Annotated in this window: 16 protein-coding genes and 3 pseudogenes; 7 read left to right on the forward strand and 12 right to left on the reverse strand. The window is 69.3% G+C overall.

What is annotated here, in order from left to right; genetic code table 11:
- Nucleotides 1–265: 265 nt before the first annotated feature.
- Nucleotides 266–670 (forward strand): restriction endonuclease, encoded by a 405-nt coding sequence (locus tag A4E84_RS44475; protein WP_418082201.1) that lies wholly within the window; start codon nt 266–268, stop codon nt 668–670.
- A 123-nt stretch (nt 671–793) separates the two neighbouring features.
- Here A4E84_RS44475 and A4E84_RS14330 read toward each other — a convergent pair whose 3' ends face one another.
- Nucleotides 794–1,333, reverse strand: coding sequence for a PH domain-containing protein (locus tag A4E84_RS14330; protein ID WP_062926945.1), 540 nt, complete (start codon nt 1,331–1,333; stop codon nt 794–796).
- Between the two features lie 59 nt (nt 1,334–1,392).
- On the opposite strand from A4E84_RS14330, the gene A4E84_RS42185 reads away from it, so the two are divergent.
- Nucleotides 1,393–1,953 (forward strand): transposase, encoded by a 561-nt coding sequence (locus tag A4E84_RS42185; RefSeq protein ID WP_237304909.1) that lies wholly within the window; start codon nt 1,393–1,395, stop codon nt 1,951–1,953.
- 512 nt (nt 1,954–2,465) lie between these two features.
- Here A4E84_RS42185 and A4E84_RS40685 read toward each other — a convergent pair.
- A complete protein-coding gene (locus A4E84_RS40685; protein ID WP_079128966.1) occupies nt 2,466–3,224 on the reverse strand; it encodes an IS5 family transposase in 759 nt (252 codons plus the stop codon).
- Between the two features lie 226 nt (nt 3,225–3,450).
- On the opposite strand from A4E84_RS40685, the gene A4E84_RS14345 reads away from it, so the two are divergent.
- Complete coding sequence (locus A4E84_RS14345; RefSeq protein ID WP_062926946.1) at nt 3,451–4,023, forward strand: hypothetical protein; 573 nt, start codon at nt 3,451–3,453, stop codon at nt 4,021–4,023.
- A gap of 78 nt (nt 4,024–4,101) precedes the next feature.
- Here A4E84_RS14345 and A4E84_RS14350 read toward each other — a convergent pair whose 3' ends face one another.
- Nucleotides 4,102–4,311, reverse strand: a complete 210-nt coding sequence (locus A4E84_RS14350; protein ID WP_159029578.1) for a hypothetical protein — start codon at nt 4,309–4,311, stop codon at nt 4,102–4,104.
- 270 nt (nt 4,312–4,581) lie between these two features.
- On the opposite strand from A4E84_RS14350, the gene A4E84_RS14355 reads away from it, so the two are divergent.
- Both A4E84_RS14355 and cutA read left to right on the forward strand, forming a co-directional pair.
- Nucleotides 4,582–5,148, forward strand: coding sequence for a hypothetical protein (locus tag A4E84_RS14355; RefSeq protein ID WP_062926948.1), 567 nt, complete (start codon nt 4,582–4,584; stop codon nt 5,146–5,148).
- A gap of 57 nt (nt 5,149–5,205) precedes the next feature.
- Nucleotides 5,206–5,532 (forward strand): annotated as a pseudogene (gene cutA, locus A4E84_RS14360) (divalent-cation tolerance protein CutA).
- Nucleotides 5,533–5,757: 225 nt separating this feature from the next.
- On the opposite strand, the pseudogene A4E84_RS40695 reads toward cutA, so the two are convergent.
- From A4E84_RS40695 to A4E84_RS14375, 4 genes and pseudogenes are all read right to left on the reverse strand, one after another.
- Nucleotides 5,758–5,991 (reverse strand): annotated as a pseudogene (locus tag A4E84_RS40695) (AAA family ATPase); the annotation flags it as partial.
- Between the two features lie 17 nt (nt 5,992–6,008).
- Nucleotides 6,009–6,212: a hypothetical protein gene (locus tag A4E84_RS44480; RefSeq protein WP_237304910.1), complete on the reverse strand. Its 204-nt coding sequence runs from the start codon at nt 6,210–6,212 to the stop codon at nt 6,009–6,011.
- A gap of 46 nt (nt 6,213–6,258) precedes the next feature.
- A complete protein-coding gene (locus tag A4E84_RS44485) occupies nt 6,259–6,411 on the reverse strand; it encodes a DUF2742 domain-containing protein (RefSeq protein ID WP_237304911.1) in 153 nt (50 codons plus the stop codon).
- Nucleotides 6,412–6,640: 229 nt separating this feature from the next.
- Nucleotides 6,641–7,276 (reverse strand): hypothetical protein, encoded by a 636-nt coding sequence (locus tag A4E84_RS14375; protein WP_159029579.1) that lies wholly within the window; start codon nt 7,274–7,276, stop codon nt 6,641–6,643.
- Here A4E84_RS14375 and A4E84_RS44490 point away from each other — a divergent pair.
- Nucleotides 7,275–8,330, forward strand: a complete 1,056-nt coding sequence (locus A4E84_RS44490; protein ID WP_237304912.1) for a site-specific integrase — start codon at nt 7,275–7,277, stop codon at nt 8,328–8,330. The genes A4E84_RS14375 and A4E84_RS44490 overlap by 2 nt on opposite strands.
- A 3-nt stretch (nt 8,331–8,333) precedes the next feature.
- Nucleotides 8,334–8,798, forward strand: a complete 465-nt coding sequence (locus A4E84_RS44495; protein WP_237304913.1) for a site-specific integrase — start codon at nt 8,334–8,336, stop codon at nt 8,796–8,798.
- A 40-nt stretch (nt 8,799–8,838) separates the two neighbouring features.
- On the opposite strand, the gene mmsA is transcribed toward A4E84_RS44495, so the two are convergent.
- The 5 genes and pseudogenes from mmsA to iolC all read right to left on the reverse strand — a co-directional run bounded on the left by mmsA (nt 8,839) and on the right by iolC (nt 14,332).
- Nucleotides 8,839–10,341 carry a CoA-acylating methylmalonate-semialdehyde dehydrogenase gene (gene mmsA, locus A4E84_RS14385; RefSeq protein ID WP_062926952.1) on the reverse strand — a complete coding sequence of 501 codons (1,503 nt, stop codon included), beginning with the start codon at nt 10,339–10,341 and terminating at the stop codon, nt 8,839–8,841.
- 14 nt (nt 10,342–10,355) lie between these two features.
- Complete coding sequence (iolD, locus tag A4E84_RS14390) at nt 10,356–12,239, reverse strand: 3D-(3,5/4)-trihydroxycyclohexane-1,2-dione acylhydrolase (decyclizing) (protein ID WP_062926953.1); 1,884 nt, start codon at nt 12,237–12,239, stop codon at nt 10,356–10,358.
- An 86-nt stretch (nt 12,240–12,325) separates the two neighbouring features.
- A pseudogene (locus A4E84_RS44500) lies at nt 12,326–12,439 on the reverse strand (5-deoxy-glucuronate isomerase); the annotation flags it as partial.
- Between the two features lie 64 nt (nt 12,440–12,503).
- Nucleotides 12,504–13,385 (reverse strand): Cgl0159 family (beta/alpha)8-fold protein, encoded by an 882-nt coding sequence (locus A4E84_RS14395; protein WP_062926954.1) that lies wholly within the window; start codon nt 13,383–13,385, stop codon nt 12,504–12,506.
- Nucleotides 13,382–14,332, reverse strand: a complete 951-nt coding sequence (iolC, locus tag A4E84_RS14400; RefSeq protein ID WP_062926955.1) for a 5-dehydro-2-deoxygluconokinase — start codon at nt 14,330–14,332, stop codon at nt 13,382–13,384. Before iolC ends, A4E84_RS14395 begins: the two co-directional genes overlap by 4 nt.
- Nucleotides 14,333–14,677 lie beyond the last annotated feature (345 nt).

The raw sequence follows: 14,677 nt of genomic DNA on the forward strand, positions 1-14,677 counted from the left end.
GGCCGATAGCATCCCCACCTTGCACAATCCCTTGGGGGGAACCATGGGCGCGCCCACACAACGCTTCACACAACCGTCCGAGCCGACCGGGGCCGCCAACTGCCTATTCGCGGCAGCTGCCATCATCCTCCTCCCAGCAGCCCTACTCATTTGGGCCGACGGGAACGGCATCGGCGCTCTCTTCCTCGTCCTGCCCCTCATCGGCGGCGGTATCGCACTCGGCAAACGCCGGGACCGGCAAGCAGCCCAGCTTCAGCACGTTCGCATGTTGCAGTCCACCGAGGTGGCTCGCTATCACGCCATGAACCCGCGCGACTTCGAGCACGCCATCGCCTTCCTCTGCGAGCGCGACGGCTGCTTGGGAGTCCAAGTGGTCGGAGGCGCCGGGGACCTGGGCGCCGATGTCATTGCCACCGCACCAGACGGCCAGCGGGTCGTCATCCAGTGCAAGCGGTACGGTCCCACCACGAAGGTCGGCTCGCCCGATCTTCAGCGGTTCGGAGGGACCTGCTACAGCGTCCACGGCGCCCAGGTCGCCGCAGTCGTCACCACCTCGGTCTTCACCCGGCCAGCGGCCGAGTACGCAGGGCACCACGGCATCCGGCTCTTCGATGAGAGCGCCCTCGCCGCGTGGGCGACCCGCACCGGACCAGCTCCGTGGATGCCGTAAAGGCCACTCACTACGCCTGTTCGCAGTGGCTCGGTATTCAGCCCGGCGCCGTCCGACGGCTCGGCACCACGGACGCACGATGAAGCCCCGGCTGAGTCCTCCCGCCGGGGCCTAGTCATACCGCTAGAGACTGTCGAGGATCTTCGTCCGGCGGTCTCGGTACTCCTCGTCCGTGATCGCACCAGCCGCACGCAGCTGGTCCAGGGTCGCCAGACGTGACGCGATGTCCCCGGCCGGCGCAGCGGCAGGTGCGGGCTGAGCCGGGGAGCTCGGGGCGCCACCCGAGATTCGCTGCCGCAGTTGATCCGCGAGCGTCTTCCCCTGGTCCTTGGGCACCTGCTTGATCTCAGCCTTGTTACCCGAGGCGAACACCGCCAGTGTCCCCATCAGCATGCCGCCCGACCACTGCACCGAGCTGATGCGGCTGTAGGGGAAGTCTTCAACCTTCTGCGACATCACCCCATGGAAGTAGAAGATCAACCGCTGATTCGTCATCGCCAGCAGGCCGTTGCCCTTGCCGTACACCCCCGTGGCGAGCATCTCTACGGTCTCGCCCTCCCACAGCACCTCGGGCAGCCGCTGAATCTCACGCTTCGCGCCCACAGTGCTGGACAGCTTCTCGGCCGCCGCGTCGATGTCCGGATGCACGTTGAACGTCGCCATGACGTCCCCCCTCCTGAACTAGGCCGTTTCGTTCAGATCATCTGATCGTTGGTCTGGTTGTGCCGTTGACTGACGCGCAGTGGGCGCGGATCGCGCCGTTACTTCCGGACCGGACGCCGAAGCGGGGTGGGCGGTGGCGGGATCACCGTGAGGTGATCGACGCGATCGCCTACAAGTTCCAGACCGGGACGCAGTGGATGCACCTCCCGGAGAAGTACGGCAACTGGCGGGGTGTCTACAACCGGCTGCGGATGTGGGCGGCGGACGGCACGTGGGAGCGCGTGGTCTCGGCGCTGATGGCCCAGGCCGACGAGGAGGCCGACCTGAACTGGGTGGTCTCGGTGGACTCCACCATCGTCCGTGCTAGCAGGCTCCCTCACCAACGGGTCGCCCTACTGGTCGCAAAGAGACGCGAGGATGACCGCCGATGGCCAGTCCAGGAATTCCGCGAGATCAGCTCATCCTTTTGTCACGAACATGCGGTAGAAGAGATTCATCCCCCTTACCTCATCCTCTGGCCAAGGGCAATCCTTCAGATCGTGCCGGGATCCGACTCGTGGATCCGAAGAAGTGTCTTCGGGAGCATTCTTGTAGTCCTTGCTGTCGGCGAAGCAGTGTAGGCTTCCGTCCTTGTTCCTCTTTGTTGCGTAGCAGTGGCGAGTTCCAACCATGTCGTTCAGAACAAGATGTGGTGTTGTCGGCTGCGGACTTCCCTCGCCTTTGTAGACGGTGGTGCCCCAGGGGCAGTCCCCGACCTCGTGCCAAGATCGGTCGTAGGGGTCCATTTGGCGAGGGCCAGACCACGGCACGTTCCTATATGAGATGCCCGTTTGCCGGTTGAACAGGAAACGGTCACGCTCTTCCGTTTCTGATGTGCCATGGACCTCCTCTGCGTAGTAGCAACCGCGAGTCCAGTACTTGGTCAGGACCAGGTGAACGAGGCTCATATCTCGATGGTGCTTCTTCTTCATTTCGAGATCAAGAAACCACGCCCCTATCGAGCTCCGTCACCCTCAGGACGCCCCCATCGTCTGAGAACCTCGGCTTAAGCCGGACCACCCCATCGTCATGGACATTACCTACGAACCCCAAGCCCTTGGGCCTGGCAGGCCACTGGGCCGTTTCATTCGGATCAGCGGGCTGACCAGAGGAAGATAGCTGCGACGTGGAGGCCGGCCAGGTAAATGGTGGCGGTCTTCTCGTAGCGGGTGGCGATACCGCGCCACTGCTTGAGGCGGTTGATGCACCGCTCGACGGTGTTGCGCTGCTTGTAAGCCTCGCGGTCGAAGGCAGGTGGGCGCCCGCCCCGGCTGCCGCGCCTCAACCGGTGGATGTTCTGGTCCGCCCTGATCGGGATGACCGCCCGGATGCCACGGCCGCGCAGATGCCCGCGGATCGCGCGGGACGGGTAGGCCTTGTCCGCCAGGACCGCGTCCGGCCGGGTGCGGGGCCTGCCCCGGCGGCGAGGGACGCGCAGGCGTGCCATGACCTCGGTGAAGGCAGGCGCGTCGTTGACCTGTCCACCGGTCAGGACGAAGGCCAGTGGGCGGCAGCGGCCGTCGGCCGCGAGGTGGATCTTGGTGGGATCCTCGCGCAAGGCGGCCCGCTCGATGGGCGCACGCTCCCGCTCTTCGGTGACCCACTGAACCCGCCGGACAGCCTCCGCCACGACGACGGTGCAGGCATGCAGGCCGTCTACACCCCGAGGCCCCGGACAGAAGCAGACGACGGGCCTCTGTGGGTGTACGTCTACCTTCGTACCGAGCCAGCGCCGAAAACCGAGTACCGCGGATGCCCGTCGCCCGGTTGCTGCTGGGACAACTCTCCAGCCGGGCGGCGAGAGGCGTGCCATCTGCCTAGAAATCCGCAGGTCAAACCCAACCAACCGCATACCTCATGCGGTTAAAGGGGCGCTCGTTTTGCTCCATCCATCCGACGTCGTACGCCACGAGACCGGCGCACGCCTGTATGCTCCCGCCGAGGCGGCAGCGCACGCCGGAATCCCCGCGGACCAGCACCCACGCCCCGCAGGCGGACAAGGTTCTCCGAATCGCGCACGATCACTGAAATTCTCCTCGCTTCGGCGCGGGCGTGGGCGCGCCAGGGAGGACTCCTCGATGACCCGCGATCGTCGCCAGAAGCACGACATCCGCGCTGCCGCAGCCGACTCCGGCACCCGCTACACCCGAGCTCGCCAACACACCCTCGCTGCGCCGGGAGCGAACATCGGCGCCTACCAGGGGGATATCCACATCTGCAGCGCCTGCGCCCAGCCCGCATACCGCAGTTCGCAGGGGGCAAGCCACTTCGCCGAACAAGACGGGGGCGTGTTCTGCCCGGCGTACCCGGCCGCTGTCGGGCTGCTCCGGATGGACTGGAAGCACTCCTTCGCCCTCGACAGCGTGCGGCAGAAGTACCCGTGGCCGTTCTCGCCGACCGGCTCCGAGTGCGACGGGGGCCATTGGCGCGGCCGGTTCCGAGACTTCACTGGCGAAGTCGTGGTGTGCGGGAGCTGCGGTCAGCCGGCCTGCGACGGCGAGTACGGGTGGGAGCACTTCACCGATCAGTGGGACGGCGTGTTCTGTGACTGGTTCCCCCTCGCCGGTCGCCCCGTCCGCGTGACCTGGCACCCACGCTCGCTCGCCGAGTGGAAGGCGGGATATCGATGCAGCTACCCGCACGGGAGCTAAGGCCTGATCGACTCTGGCGGGGCATCGCTGTGTCCAGCGACTCCCCCCTTCCGGTACTGCCGAAACGGCGAGTCACACTCAGGGCATGGCCTGGAGGAACGTCCGATCGGGCGTCACGACTACGAGCGGATCTACGCACTCATCACCGCCTACGACCTCAAGGTCACCGGCGGAGAAGACGAACCCCTTTGGAAGCTGCTCCGCAGCTTGCACGAGGACTACCTGACGGACAGACCCGTACCGCTGGACGACTTGATCGGAGACTGCGGTGTAGCTCGCGAGCAGCATCACGCGAGGCTCGTCCTGGAGGCTCTTATGAGGGGACAGACGTCGGTCAGCATCAGGGACGGCGACCCGCCGTCGACGGTATGCGCTACGCCTGGCTGCCCGAACCTGACGCACGCCACCTACTGCCTCAACTGCGAGTTGGAGCACGGGTGAGAGGCAGGTAGATACCCGCCCATACGAACGCTGGGTCACAACACGGCTACACGCCCCACAGGCGGTCTTTACGGGGCGCATGATGCCCTCTCGGAAAAGCAGCACCTCGGGGGGATCATGCGCACCCGCACCATCACGACCACCGCCATCCTGCTGCTCGCCTTGAGCGCCTGCGGCAGTGACACTGAGCCGCGCACCACGGCGAAGGCAAGCAAGCCTGCGGCACAGAAAAGCACGGCGGAGCCGAAGCCCAGCCCCGAGAAGCCCCGAGCCTTCGGACAGGAGCTCACGTTCACCGACGACGGCATCACGATGGGCATCACCGTGCTCGGCTACGAGCAAGACACCTTCCACCCGCAGACCTCAGCCGACGAGGAGTTCGGCACCACCGGCTACACCTGGGCCGCCGTGGAGATCAAGGCCTGCCTGAAGAAGGGCACAAGCGGGGTGACCCGATACCCCTGGGCCCTGGCCTACGCAGACGGGGCACGGATCGAGCCCAGCAGCGTCACCTACGGGGACTTCCCCAAGCCTGAATACCCGTACGAAGCGAAGATGAAGGCCGGCGACTGCGTCCGCGGCAAGACCGTCTTCGCCGTGCCAGCCAAGCAACGGCCCGAGCTGGTGCTGTACACGCCGGAGTCGCTGGAGACGCCTGCGGAGTGGAACGTCCCGAAGGCGTAAGCGGCCGCCTACGTTGGGCCGGTGGCCTGCCCACTGCCCGTGGGTAGGCTCCCGCGCATGACTGACTTCGTGCAGGTATCCACAGCGACGGAGACCCGAGAGCAGGCGGTCGAGCTGGCCCGATCGGTCGTCCAGGGCAGGCTCGCCGCAGGCGCCCAGATCATCGGGCCCGTCACCTCTGTCTTCTGGCACGACGGAGAGTTCGGCACCGGAGAGGAGTGGCAGCTGCTGCTGAAGACCCAGCAGAGCCGGTACGCCGAGCTGGAGGCGCACCTCCTGAAGCACCACCCCTGACAGAACCCGGAGATCGCGGCCGTGCCGATCATGGCCGGCTCGGAGGCCTGCCTGCGGTGGCTCGCCGCCAACACCACGCCGGCCGAGTAGCTCAGCCGCGCGCCCTGTCCAAGACCTCGACGACCGCGGGCACGGCCTGGTGCTCGCCGAGTCGCCGTAGGACGGGCGCGAGCCGCTGTCGGGGTCGTACGGACGCCACCCCGGAGGCAAGGTCGAGCGCGCGGCCTGTGACCGCGGCCGCCTGCTCGGCCTCTCCCCGGGTCTGCCCGTCACGCAGCGGTACAGCCAGTCGTGCACGAACAGGGTCTTGCCGACCTTGCCGTCACCGACGAGGGCCACCTGCTGACCGCGCTCCATGAACTTGCCAGCCAACCAGTCCACGCGGCTGAAGTCCGTGCTGAATGCCTCGAACCAGTCCAGTCGGGGAGAGCGCTCGTTGGCGCCGTCCGCCGGCACGGGTTCAGCCTCCCGGCACTGCACGTGTTGGCACGGCAGGAACTGGTCGTGCTGCTCGCAGAGACCCTGCTCGTCGCCGGAGAGGTTCGCCATCAGACCGAAGGTGTCGGTCACGCTGCCGCCTGCCGCTTGTGCACGTCGACCTGACGGCCGTCACGGAGGCACCGGTACCAGCCGGGCCGGCCGGGGATCGCGACCGGCGGCCAGCCCTCGGAAGCCTGCACGGGGCGCGGCTGGTGGGGCTTGGCGAGCGCGTCCAGCTCGGCGAGCGTCCGCCGATCGGGACGTGCGGCCGGGACGCTTTCTTGAACCACTGGAGGACGTCGTCGCCGTACTTCCGCCACATCTCGGCGGCCTCGATCACCGACAGGTCGTCGTGACCGTATCGGCGCCACGACTCGGCGGCGTGAGGATGGCCGCGGCCTTGCGCGGGTCGTTGCCCGGCAACTGCTGCCACTCGGGCGTGCCGTAGGCGGGCACAGCCTGGCGCTGGTTGCCGAGGAGCTCGGTCAACCCGGGCGGATACCCACAGCGCCACCGCATCGGGGGCGTCGCCTCGCGTTGAGGCGCCGCGGTGTTCGTTCACGGTCTTTCCGATCCGAGAGGTTGGCCGTTGGGCGGACGGCCTACGGAAGAGGGGGAGGGCGTGGGCGCGGTGGTGGCGGGACCGCGCCGTGGGATCAGGGCCCCGGGTTCCGCCCGGCCACGAGCCGGGCGGAGTCGACGAGGCCGAGACGGCTGGTCACGCGCTGAGGGCCTGGAGCCGGGCGGTGATGTCGGTGACGAGCAGGTCGGCCGTTTCGTCGCTGGCCGACGGCACCGTCCGCTTCAGCACGCCCGGCAGGATCTCCGGCAGCGCGGCAATGACCTTGTCCAGCGCAAGGACCGGGTCCTTCGCGGCCGCCGTACTGGCGTGGATGTCGCGCGCCATCTCGGCGAACGCCTTCCGACGGAGGGCGGTGATCTGCCCGTTGGTCACGGCCGCCTGCTCGCCTCGGCACGCCGGGCAGATGCGCACCAGTGAGCCGTCGATGTGAAGCCACTTGTCCGCATACGGCGCAGCGGTGTCGTCCACCTCGGTGCGGCAGTCGTGGCAGCGGCCCATCCTGCGAATGTCGTCAAGCGCGTCGGCCGCGCTGTCGTACGGGCCGACGAAGACCCGGTGCCCGTCGACGTGCGGGACGGTCAGGTCGACGCTGCCTTCCTCGGCGATCTCCGGGGCGATGCCGCGCGGGTTGGTAGCGGACACTCCCAACATCGAAGAATCCGCCACCGAAATCGCATCCCCGTCGACCGCCTCGCGCACCCGCCGCGCGAACGAGTTGGGCCCTACCGGCGCCCGACTGGCGGAGAACGTCAAGAGGCTGCGCGAATCCATGCCCCTGACCACTGAGCAGCTCGCCGAGCGCGTAACGGCCCAGGGCCGCCCGATGCGCGCGAACACCATCACGAAGATCGAGAAGATGCAGCGGCGTGTCGACGTCGACGATCTCGTCGCACTGGCCGTAGCCCTTGAGGCTCGCCCCGACGCCCTGTTGCTGCCGCCGACGATCGCCGAAGACGAGTTGCAACTGACCGACGGCACGGTCGTCACGGCCTACCTGGCCTGGCGTTGGATGAACGGGGGGGGATCGCCCGATCGACCTCCCCGAGGAGGACGACGGCACCGCGTACAACCGCTTCCAGGAACGCGCACAACCGTCTGGCCTGCGCGCCTACTGCGGCGTGTCAGTGGAAGCGATGGAAGCCAAGTTCCAGCGCACCGGGGGGAACCAGTGGCGAGCATTCAGAAGAGGCCGAACGGTAAGTGGCGGGCTCGGTACCGAGACGAAGCGGGGAAGGAGCACGCCCGGCACTTCACCAAGAAGGTCGACGCGCAACGGTGGCTCGACGAGGTCAGCGCCTCGGTACTCACCGGCCAGTACGGCGACCCGCGCGCCGGCCGCGTCACGTTCCGGGCCTACGCGGAGCAGTGGCGGCAGGCCAAGCCGCACCGCCCCACGACGCAGGTGAAGGCGGAGCAGCACCTACGGGTGCACGCCTACCCGGCATTTGGTGACCGGCCGTTGGCGCGGATCCGGCGCAGCGACGTGCAGAGCTGGGTCACCGGGCTGGAGAAGGGTGGCATGAAGCCGTCGACCGTGCGCACGACCTTCAACACCGTGCACACCGTGCGCGCGGTCTTCCGAGCCGCGGTTTCCGACCGGGTCATCGCTGCTTCGCCGTGCACGGATGTCGACCTGCCCGAGGTGCCGCGCCGCAAGGTCGTGCCGCTCACCGTGGATCAGGTCCGCGCGCTGGCCGCGGCGATGCCCAAGCGGTACCGGGCCCTCATCACCGTGGGCGCCGGCACGGTCCTGAGGCCGGGCGAGCTGTTTGGGCTACAGGTGCGGCACGTCGACTTCTTCAAACGGCAGCGGCGCGTCGAGTAGCAGGTGCAGCAGACGAAGGGCGGCGGCACCCGCGTGTGCCCGCCCAAGACGAAGGAGTCAGAGCGGGTCATCCCGCTGCCGGACGTGGTGCTGCACGCCCTCGTTGCGCACCTGAAGGTGTTCCCGGGCGGGCCGGACGACTTCCTGTTCCGAGACCCGAAGGGCGGCCCTGTGGTCGCTACGCGGCTCATGGACAGCGCATGGCGGCCAGCCCGGAACACGGCTGGCCTGCCCGAGGTGACGATGCACCAGCTGCGGCACACCTACGCCTCGCTGCTGATCGCGGCGGGCGAGTCGGTGAAGGTCGTGTCGGAGCGCCTCGGGCACACGAACGCTGCGATGACCTTGAACGTGTACAGCCACCTGTTCCCCGACTCGGAGGACCGGACAAGGCGTGCCATCGACGGCGCGTTCAGCTCCCCGGATCAAGGTGCTGCGGACTCTGGGCGGACTGACGACGCCCTCTGACCACTAAGCCGCAGGTCAGAGGGCACGCAAGGGGGGTGCCTCAGTGGTTGCGCGGGAAGCCCAGGTCCACGCCCGCGGGGGCGTCGGCCGGGTCCGGCCAGCGGGTGGTGACGACCTTGCCGCGGGTGTAGAAGTGCGTGCCGTCGTTGCCGTAGATGTGGTGGTCGCCGAAGAGCGAGTCCTTCCAGCCGCCGAAGCTGTGGTAGCCGACGGGGACCGGGATCGGGACGTTGATGCCGACCATGCCGGCCTCGACCTCCAACTGGAAGCGACGGGCCGCGCCGCCGTCGCGGGTGAAGATCGCGGTGCCGTTGCCGAACGGCGAGGCGTTGATCAGGTCCAGGGCCTCCTCGTAGGTCTCGGTGCGCAGCACGGTCAGCACCGGACCGAAGATCTCGTCCTGGTAGGCCTTGGCTGAGGTGGGCACCTTGTCGAGCAGCGAGATGCCGATCCAGTGGCCGTTCTCGAAGCCGTCGACCGTGTGGCCGGTGCCGTCCAGGACGACCTCACAGCCCTCGGCCGCCGCGCCCTCGACGTAGGAGGCGACCTTGTCGCGGTGGACCTTGGTGATGAGCGGGCCCATCTCGGAGGCCGGGTCGTCGCCGGGACCGATCTTGATCTTCTCGGCGCGCTCGCGGATCTTCTCCACCAGCTCGTCGCCGATCGAGCCGACCGCGACCACGGCGGAGATGGCCATGCAGCGCTCGCCCGCGGAGCCGTAGGCGGCGGACACGGCGGCGTCGGCGGCGGCGTCGAGGTCGGCGTCCGGGAGGACCAGCATGTGGTTCTTGGCGCCGCCGAGGGCCTGCACGCGCTTGCCGTTGGCGGAGGCGGTGGTGTGGATGTAGCGGGCGATCGGGGTCGAGCCGACGAAGGAGACGGCCTTGACGTCCGGGTGCTCCAGCAGGCGGTCCACGGCCACCTTGTCGCCGTGGACGACGTTGAAGACGCCGTCCGGCAGGCCCGCCTCGGACAGCAGTTCGGCGATCTTCAGCGAGGCCGACGGGTCCTTCTCGGACGGCTTCAGCACGAAGGTGTTGCCGCAGGCGATGGCGATGGGGAACATCCACATCGGCACCATCGCCGGGAAGTTGAACGGGGTGATGCCCGCGACGACGCCCAGCGGCTGGCGGATCGAGGAGACGTCGACGCGGCTGGCGACCTGCGTCGACAGCTCGCCCTTCAGCTGCACGTTGATGCCGCAGGCCAGGTCGACGATCTCCAGGCCGCGGGCGACCTCGCCGAGGGCGTCGCTGTGCACCTTGCCGTGCTCGGCGGTGATCAGCTCGGCGATCGCGTCCCGGTTGGCGTCCAGCAGCGCCCGGAACTTGAACATGATCGAGGTGCGCTGGGCCAGCGAGGACTGGCCCCAGGTCAGGTAGGCCTCCTTGGCGGCGGCGACCGCCGCGTCCACCTCGTCGACCGAGGCGAACGCGACCTTCGTCGTCACCTCGCCGGTTGCCGGGTTGGTCACCGGCCCGTGCGTGCCCGAGGCGCCTTCGACGGTCTTGCCGCCGATCCAGTGGTTGACGATCTTCGTCATGGCCGGGAACTCCTTCACAGATGGCGGCGTCGGGTGGAGACGTGCCGTTCGTACAGCTCACGTGCCTTGACCGCGGACGGCCGTGTCGCGGTCTCGGCCACGGGTACATCCCACCAGGCCTGCGCGGGAGGCGCGCCCGACACTGTGTCTGCCGTTTGGGTCTCGACGTAGACACATGTGGGAGTGTCGGCCGCCCGGGCCTCGGCGAGGGCCTCCCGCAGGTCCCGTACGGTCTTCGCGCGCAGGACGCGCATGCCGAGGCTGGCCGCGTTGGCGGCGAGGTCCACGGGCAGCGGCGGCCCCGTGTACGAGCCGTCCTCGGAGCGGTAGCGGTAGGCGGTGCCGAACCGCTCGCCGCCCACCGACTCCGACAGCCCGCCGATGGACGCGTAGCCGTGGTTCTGGATGATCAGGACCTTGATCGCGATGCCCTCCTGGACGGCCGTCACGAGCTCCGTCGGCATCATCAGGTACGTGCCGTCGCCGACCAGCGCCCACACGGGCCGGTCCGGGGCGGCCAGCTTCACGCCGATGGCCGCGGGGATCTCGTAGCCCATGCAGGAATAGCCGTACTCCAGGTGGTACTGGTCGGGCGACCGGGTGCGCCACAGTTTGTGCAGGTCGCCGGGGAGGGAGCCGGCGGCGTTGATCAGGATGTCCGACGCGTCCGCGATCTCGTCCAGGGCGCCGAGGACCTGCGGCTGGGTCGGGCGGGTGTCCGGTTCGTCCACCTCGTAGCAGGCGTCGACGCGCTGCTCCCAGCGCTCCTTGTCCTCGGTGTACTCGGTGGCGTAGCTGCCGGCGACCCGGTACGCGTGCAGGCCCAGGGCGTCCGTGAGCTCTTGCAGGCCGCTGCGGGCGTCCGCGATGAGGGGCCGGCCGGCGAGCTTGTGGCCGTCGAAGGGGGCGATGTTGAGGTTGAGGAACCGCACGTCCGGGTTGCCGAACAGCGTGCCGGAGGCGGTGGTGAAGTCGGTGTAGCGGGTGCCGACGCCGATCACCAGGTCGGCGGTGCGGGCGAGTTCGTCCGCGGTGGCGGTGCCGGTGTGGCCGATGCCGCCGACATCCTGGGGGTGGTCGTGGCGCAGGGAGCCCTTGCCGGCCTGGGTGGAGGCGACCGGGATGCCGGTGGCCCCTGCGAACTCGGCGAGGGCCTCCTCGGCACGGCTGTGGTGGACGCCGCCGCCCGCGACCACCAGCGGCCGTTTCGCCGCCCGGATCGCCCGCACGGCCTCGGCCAGTTCCGCCGGGTCGGCGCCGGGCCGCCGTACCGCCCAGACGCGCTCGGCGAAGAACTCCTCCGGCCAGTCGTACGCCTCGGCCTGCACGTCCTGGGGCAGGGCGAGGGTGACGGCGCCGGTCTCGACCGGGTCGGTGAGCACGCGCATCGCGTTCAGCGCCGCGGGGATCAGGGACTCGGGGCGGGTGATCCGGTCGAAGTACCTCGACACCGGGCGCAGGCAGTCGTTGACCGACACGTCGCCCGCGTACGGCACTTCGAGCTGCTGGAGGACCGGGTCGGCGGGGCGGGTGGCGAAGATGTCACCGGGCAGGAGCAGCACCGGCAGGTGGTTGATGGTCGCGAGGGCCGCGCCGGTGACGAGGTTGGTGGCGCCCGGGCCGATGGAGGTCGTCACCGCGTGCGTGGACAGGCGGCCGGACTGGCGGGCGTAGCCGACCGCCGCGTGCACCATGGCCTGTTCGTTGCGGCCCTGGTGGTAGGGCATCTCCTCGGCGTGCTCCAGGAGCGCCTGGCCGATGCCGGCGACGTTGCCGTGGCCGAAGATGCCCCAGGTGGCGCCGATGAGCCGCTGCCGGACGCCGTCGCGTTCGGTGTACTGGGCCGCCAGGAAGCGCACCAGCGCCTGTGCGACCGTCAGCCTCGTCGTCGGGGTCATCGGTGTCCCTCCCTCTGGGTGGTCACGGATACGCGGCGGTGACGACGGGCGTTCACCCGGGGAGGCCGCTTACGCCTCGTCGGGGAGACCTCCGGCGCGGGGCCGTAGCGGGCGGGGAGTTGTCGCTCGCACTTCGCTCCTGCCAAAGCAAAGCGGCCTCCCGCGCCGGAGGCGATCTGGGCCCGGGACGCGCCCGGGAGAGGGAACTCGTGGTCTTCCGTGCTGTCGCCCGTGGTGAAGGTGCGGGTGTTCATGAGGCGGCCCTCACAGCAGTCCGACGGCGGTGTCCACGGCGGCGGCCACGTCGCCGTCCGCCGGGTACAGCAGCGAACGCCCCACGACCAGCCCGCACACGGTGGGCAGTTGCAGAGCGCCGCGCCACTTCTCGTACGCCCCGTCCTGATCGTCGCCCACCTCGCCGCCCAGCAGCACGGCGGGCAGCGTGGAGGTGGCCATGACCTCGGCCATGTCGTCGGGGTTGTCGGTGACCGGGACCTTCAGCCAGGTGTAGGCGGAGCTGCCGCCGAGACCCGAGGCGATGGCGATCGACTTGGTGACGGCCTCGGCGCAGAGGTCGTTGCGCAGCCGGCCCTGCTCGTCGCGGTAACTGATGAACGGCTCGACGAAGACGGGGAGTTTGCGGGCGGCCATGGCGTCGACGGCCCGGGCGGTGGACTCCAGGGTGGTGAGCGAGCCCGGGTCGTCGTAGTCGATGCGCAGGAGCAGCTTGCCCGCGTCGAAGCCGAGGCGCTCGATGTCCTCGGGGCGGTGGCCGGTGAAGCGGTCGTCGAGCTCGAAGCTCGCGCCCTGGAGGCCGCCGCGGTTCATCGAGCCCAGGACGACCTTGTCGTCGAGGGCGCCGAGCAGGAGCAGGTCGTCGAGGATGTCGGCGGTGGCGAGGACGCCGTCGACGCCCGGGCGGGACAGGGCCAGGCACAGGCGTTCGAGGAGGTCGGCGCGGTTGGCCATGGCCAGGCTGCGACCGCCGACGCCGAGGGCGCCGCGGGCCGGGTGGTCGGCGGCGACGATCATCAGGCGGCCGCTCGTGTTCAGCAGCGGCCTCCGGGGGCGGCGGGCCGCGGCTTCGGCGATCGCCTCCGGGCGGTGGCTGCGCAGGCGGACGAGTTCGAGGACGTCGACGGTCACTGGACGGCTCCCGCGGTGACGGCCGCCTCGATCTCGGCCGGGGTGGGCATCGCGGAGGAGCACTCCAGACGGGAGGCGACGATGGCACCGGCGGCGTTGGCGTGCCGCATGGTCTTCTCCAGGTCCCAGCCGGCCAGCAGGCCGTGGACGAGACAGCCGCCGAAGGCGTCGCCGGCGCCGAGGCCGTTGAGGACGTTCACGGGCAGCGGCGGGACCTCGGCGCTCTCGCCGGCGCTGTTCACCGCCAGGACCCCCTTGGGGCCCTGCTTGACGACGGCCAGCTCGACACCGGCGTCCAGGAGGGCGCGGGCGGCGGCGTGGGGTTCGCGCACGCCGGTGGCGACCTCCACCTCGTCGAGGTTGCCGACGGCGACGGTGGTGTGGCGCAGGGCCTCGGTGTAGAAGGGGCGGGCCGCGCCGGGGTCGGTCCAGAACATGGGGCGCCAGTCGAGGTCGAAGACCGTCGTGCCGGACTTGGCGCGGTGGGCGAGGGCCGCGAGGGTCGCCGTACGGCTCGGTTCCTCGCTCAGGCCCGTGCCCGTGACCCAGAAGACCCGGGCGTCGCGGACGGCGTCGAGGTCGAGCTCGTGGGCGTCGATCTCCAGGTCGGGGGCCTTGGGCTGCCGGTAGAAGTACAGCGGGAAGTCGTCCGGCGGGAAGACCTCGCAGAAGGTGACCGGCGTGGGCAGGCCGGGGACCGGGGTGACCCAGCGGTCGTCCACGCCGAAGCCCTTGAGTGCCTCGTGGAGGTAGGTGCCGAAGGGGTCGTCGCCGGTGCGGGTGATCACTGCCGTCCGCCTCCCCAGGCGGGCCGCGGCGACCGCGACGTTGCTCGCGGAGCCGCCGAGGAACTTGCCGAAGGACGTGACCTGCGGCAGCGGGACGCCCGTCTGGAGCGGATACAGATCCACTCCGATCCGCCCCATGGTGATCAGGTCGTACGCCATCGGTGTCCCCTCGGTGCTCGGCTCTCCCCGGTTTTGTAGCCCCCTCTCGACGCCCTGTCAATGTTTTGTCCAGACATTCGGACCAGATCATGACAGCGCTTTCCGTATGCCCTGGTCGAGATGTCGCGATCCGGGTTTCACGGTTCCGTGGTGTTCAGGCCTCGGTGTCGGTCCCGGCGCCCGCGCATCGGACTTCGCGTCAAGGCGCCCCGCCGACGGTCCGGAGCGCGCCTTTGCCCCGGCTGTGTCACAAACGCCCCCGTCCTGTCACGTGCGTGCCGTGTACGCGGGTCTTCCGTCACACCCGGCCCACAGGCCCTGCCCCGTGTCACAGAGAGTCGTTGA

This window comes from Streptomyces qaidamensis, assembly GCF_001611795.1.
In the GTDB taxonomy this organism is placed as follows: Bacteria; Actinomycetota; Actinomycetes; order Streptomycetales; family Streptomycetaceae; genus Streptomyces; species Streptomyces qaidamensis.

Excerpts from the sequence above, each read along its gene's own strand:
- A4E84_RS44475 (WP_418082201.1), top strand. The coding sequence starts at position 266 with ATGTTGCAGTCCACCGAGGTGGCTCGCTATCACGCCATGAACCCGCGC.
- A4E84_RS14330 (WP_062926945.1), bottom strand. The coding sequence starts at position 1,333 with ATGGCGACGTTCAACGTGCATCCGGACATCGACGCGGCGGCCGAGAAG.
- A4E84_RS40685 (WP_079128966.1), bottom strand. The coding sequence starts at position 3,224 with ATGCGGTTGGTTGGGTTTGACCTGCGGATTTCTAGGCAGATGGCACGC.
- A4E84_RS14345 (WP_062926946.1), top strand. The coding sequence starts at position 3,451 with ATGACCCGCGATCGTCGCCAGAAGCACGACATCCGCGCTGCCGCAGCC.
- A4E84_RS14350 (WP_159029578.1), bottom strand. The coding sequence starts at position 4,311 with ATGCTGCTCGCGAGCTACACCGCAGTCTCCGATCAAGTCGTCCAGCGG.
- A4E84_RS14355 (WP_062926948.1), top strand. The coding sequence starts at position 4,582 with ATGCGCACCCGCACCATCACGACCACCGCCATCCTGCTGCTCGCCTTG.
- A4E84_RS44490 (WP_237304912.1), top strand. The coding sequence starts at position 7,275 with ATGCCCCTGACCACTGAGCAGCTCGCCGAGCGCGTAACGGCCCAGGGC.
- A4E84_RS14375 (WP_159029579.1), bottom strand. The coding sequence starts at position 7,276 with ATGGATTCGCGCAGCCTCTTGACGTTCTCCGCCAGTCGGGCGCCGGTA.
- mmsA (WP_062926952.1), bottom strand. The coding sequence starts at position 10,341 with ATGACGAAGATCGTCAACCACTGGATCGGCGGCAAGACCGTCGAAGGC.
- iolD (WP_062926953.1), bottom strand. The coding sequence starts at position 12,239 with ATGACCCCGACGACGAGGCTGACGGTCGCACAGGCGCTGGTGCGCTTC.
- iolC (WP_062926955.1), bottom strand. The coding sequence starts at position 14,332 with ATGGCGTACGACCTGATCACCATGGGGCGGATCGGAGTGGATCTGTAT.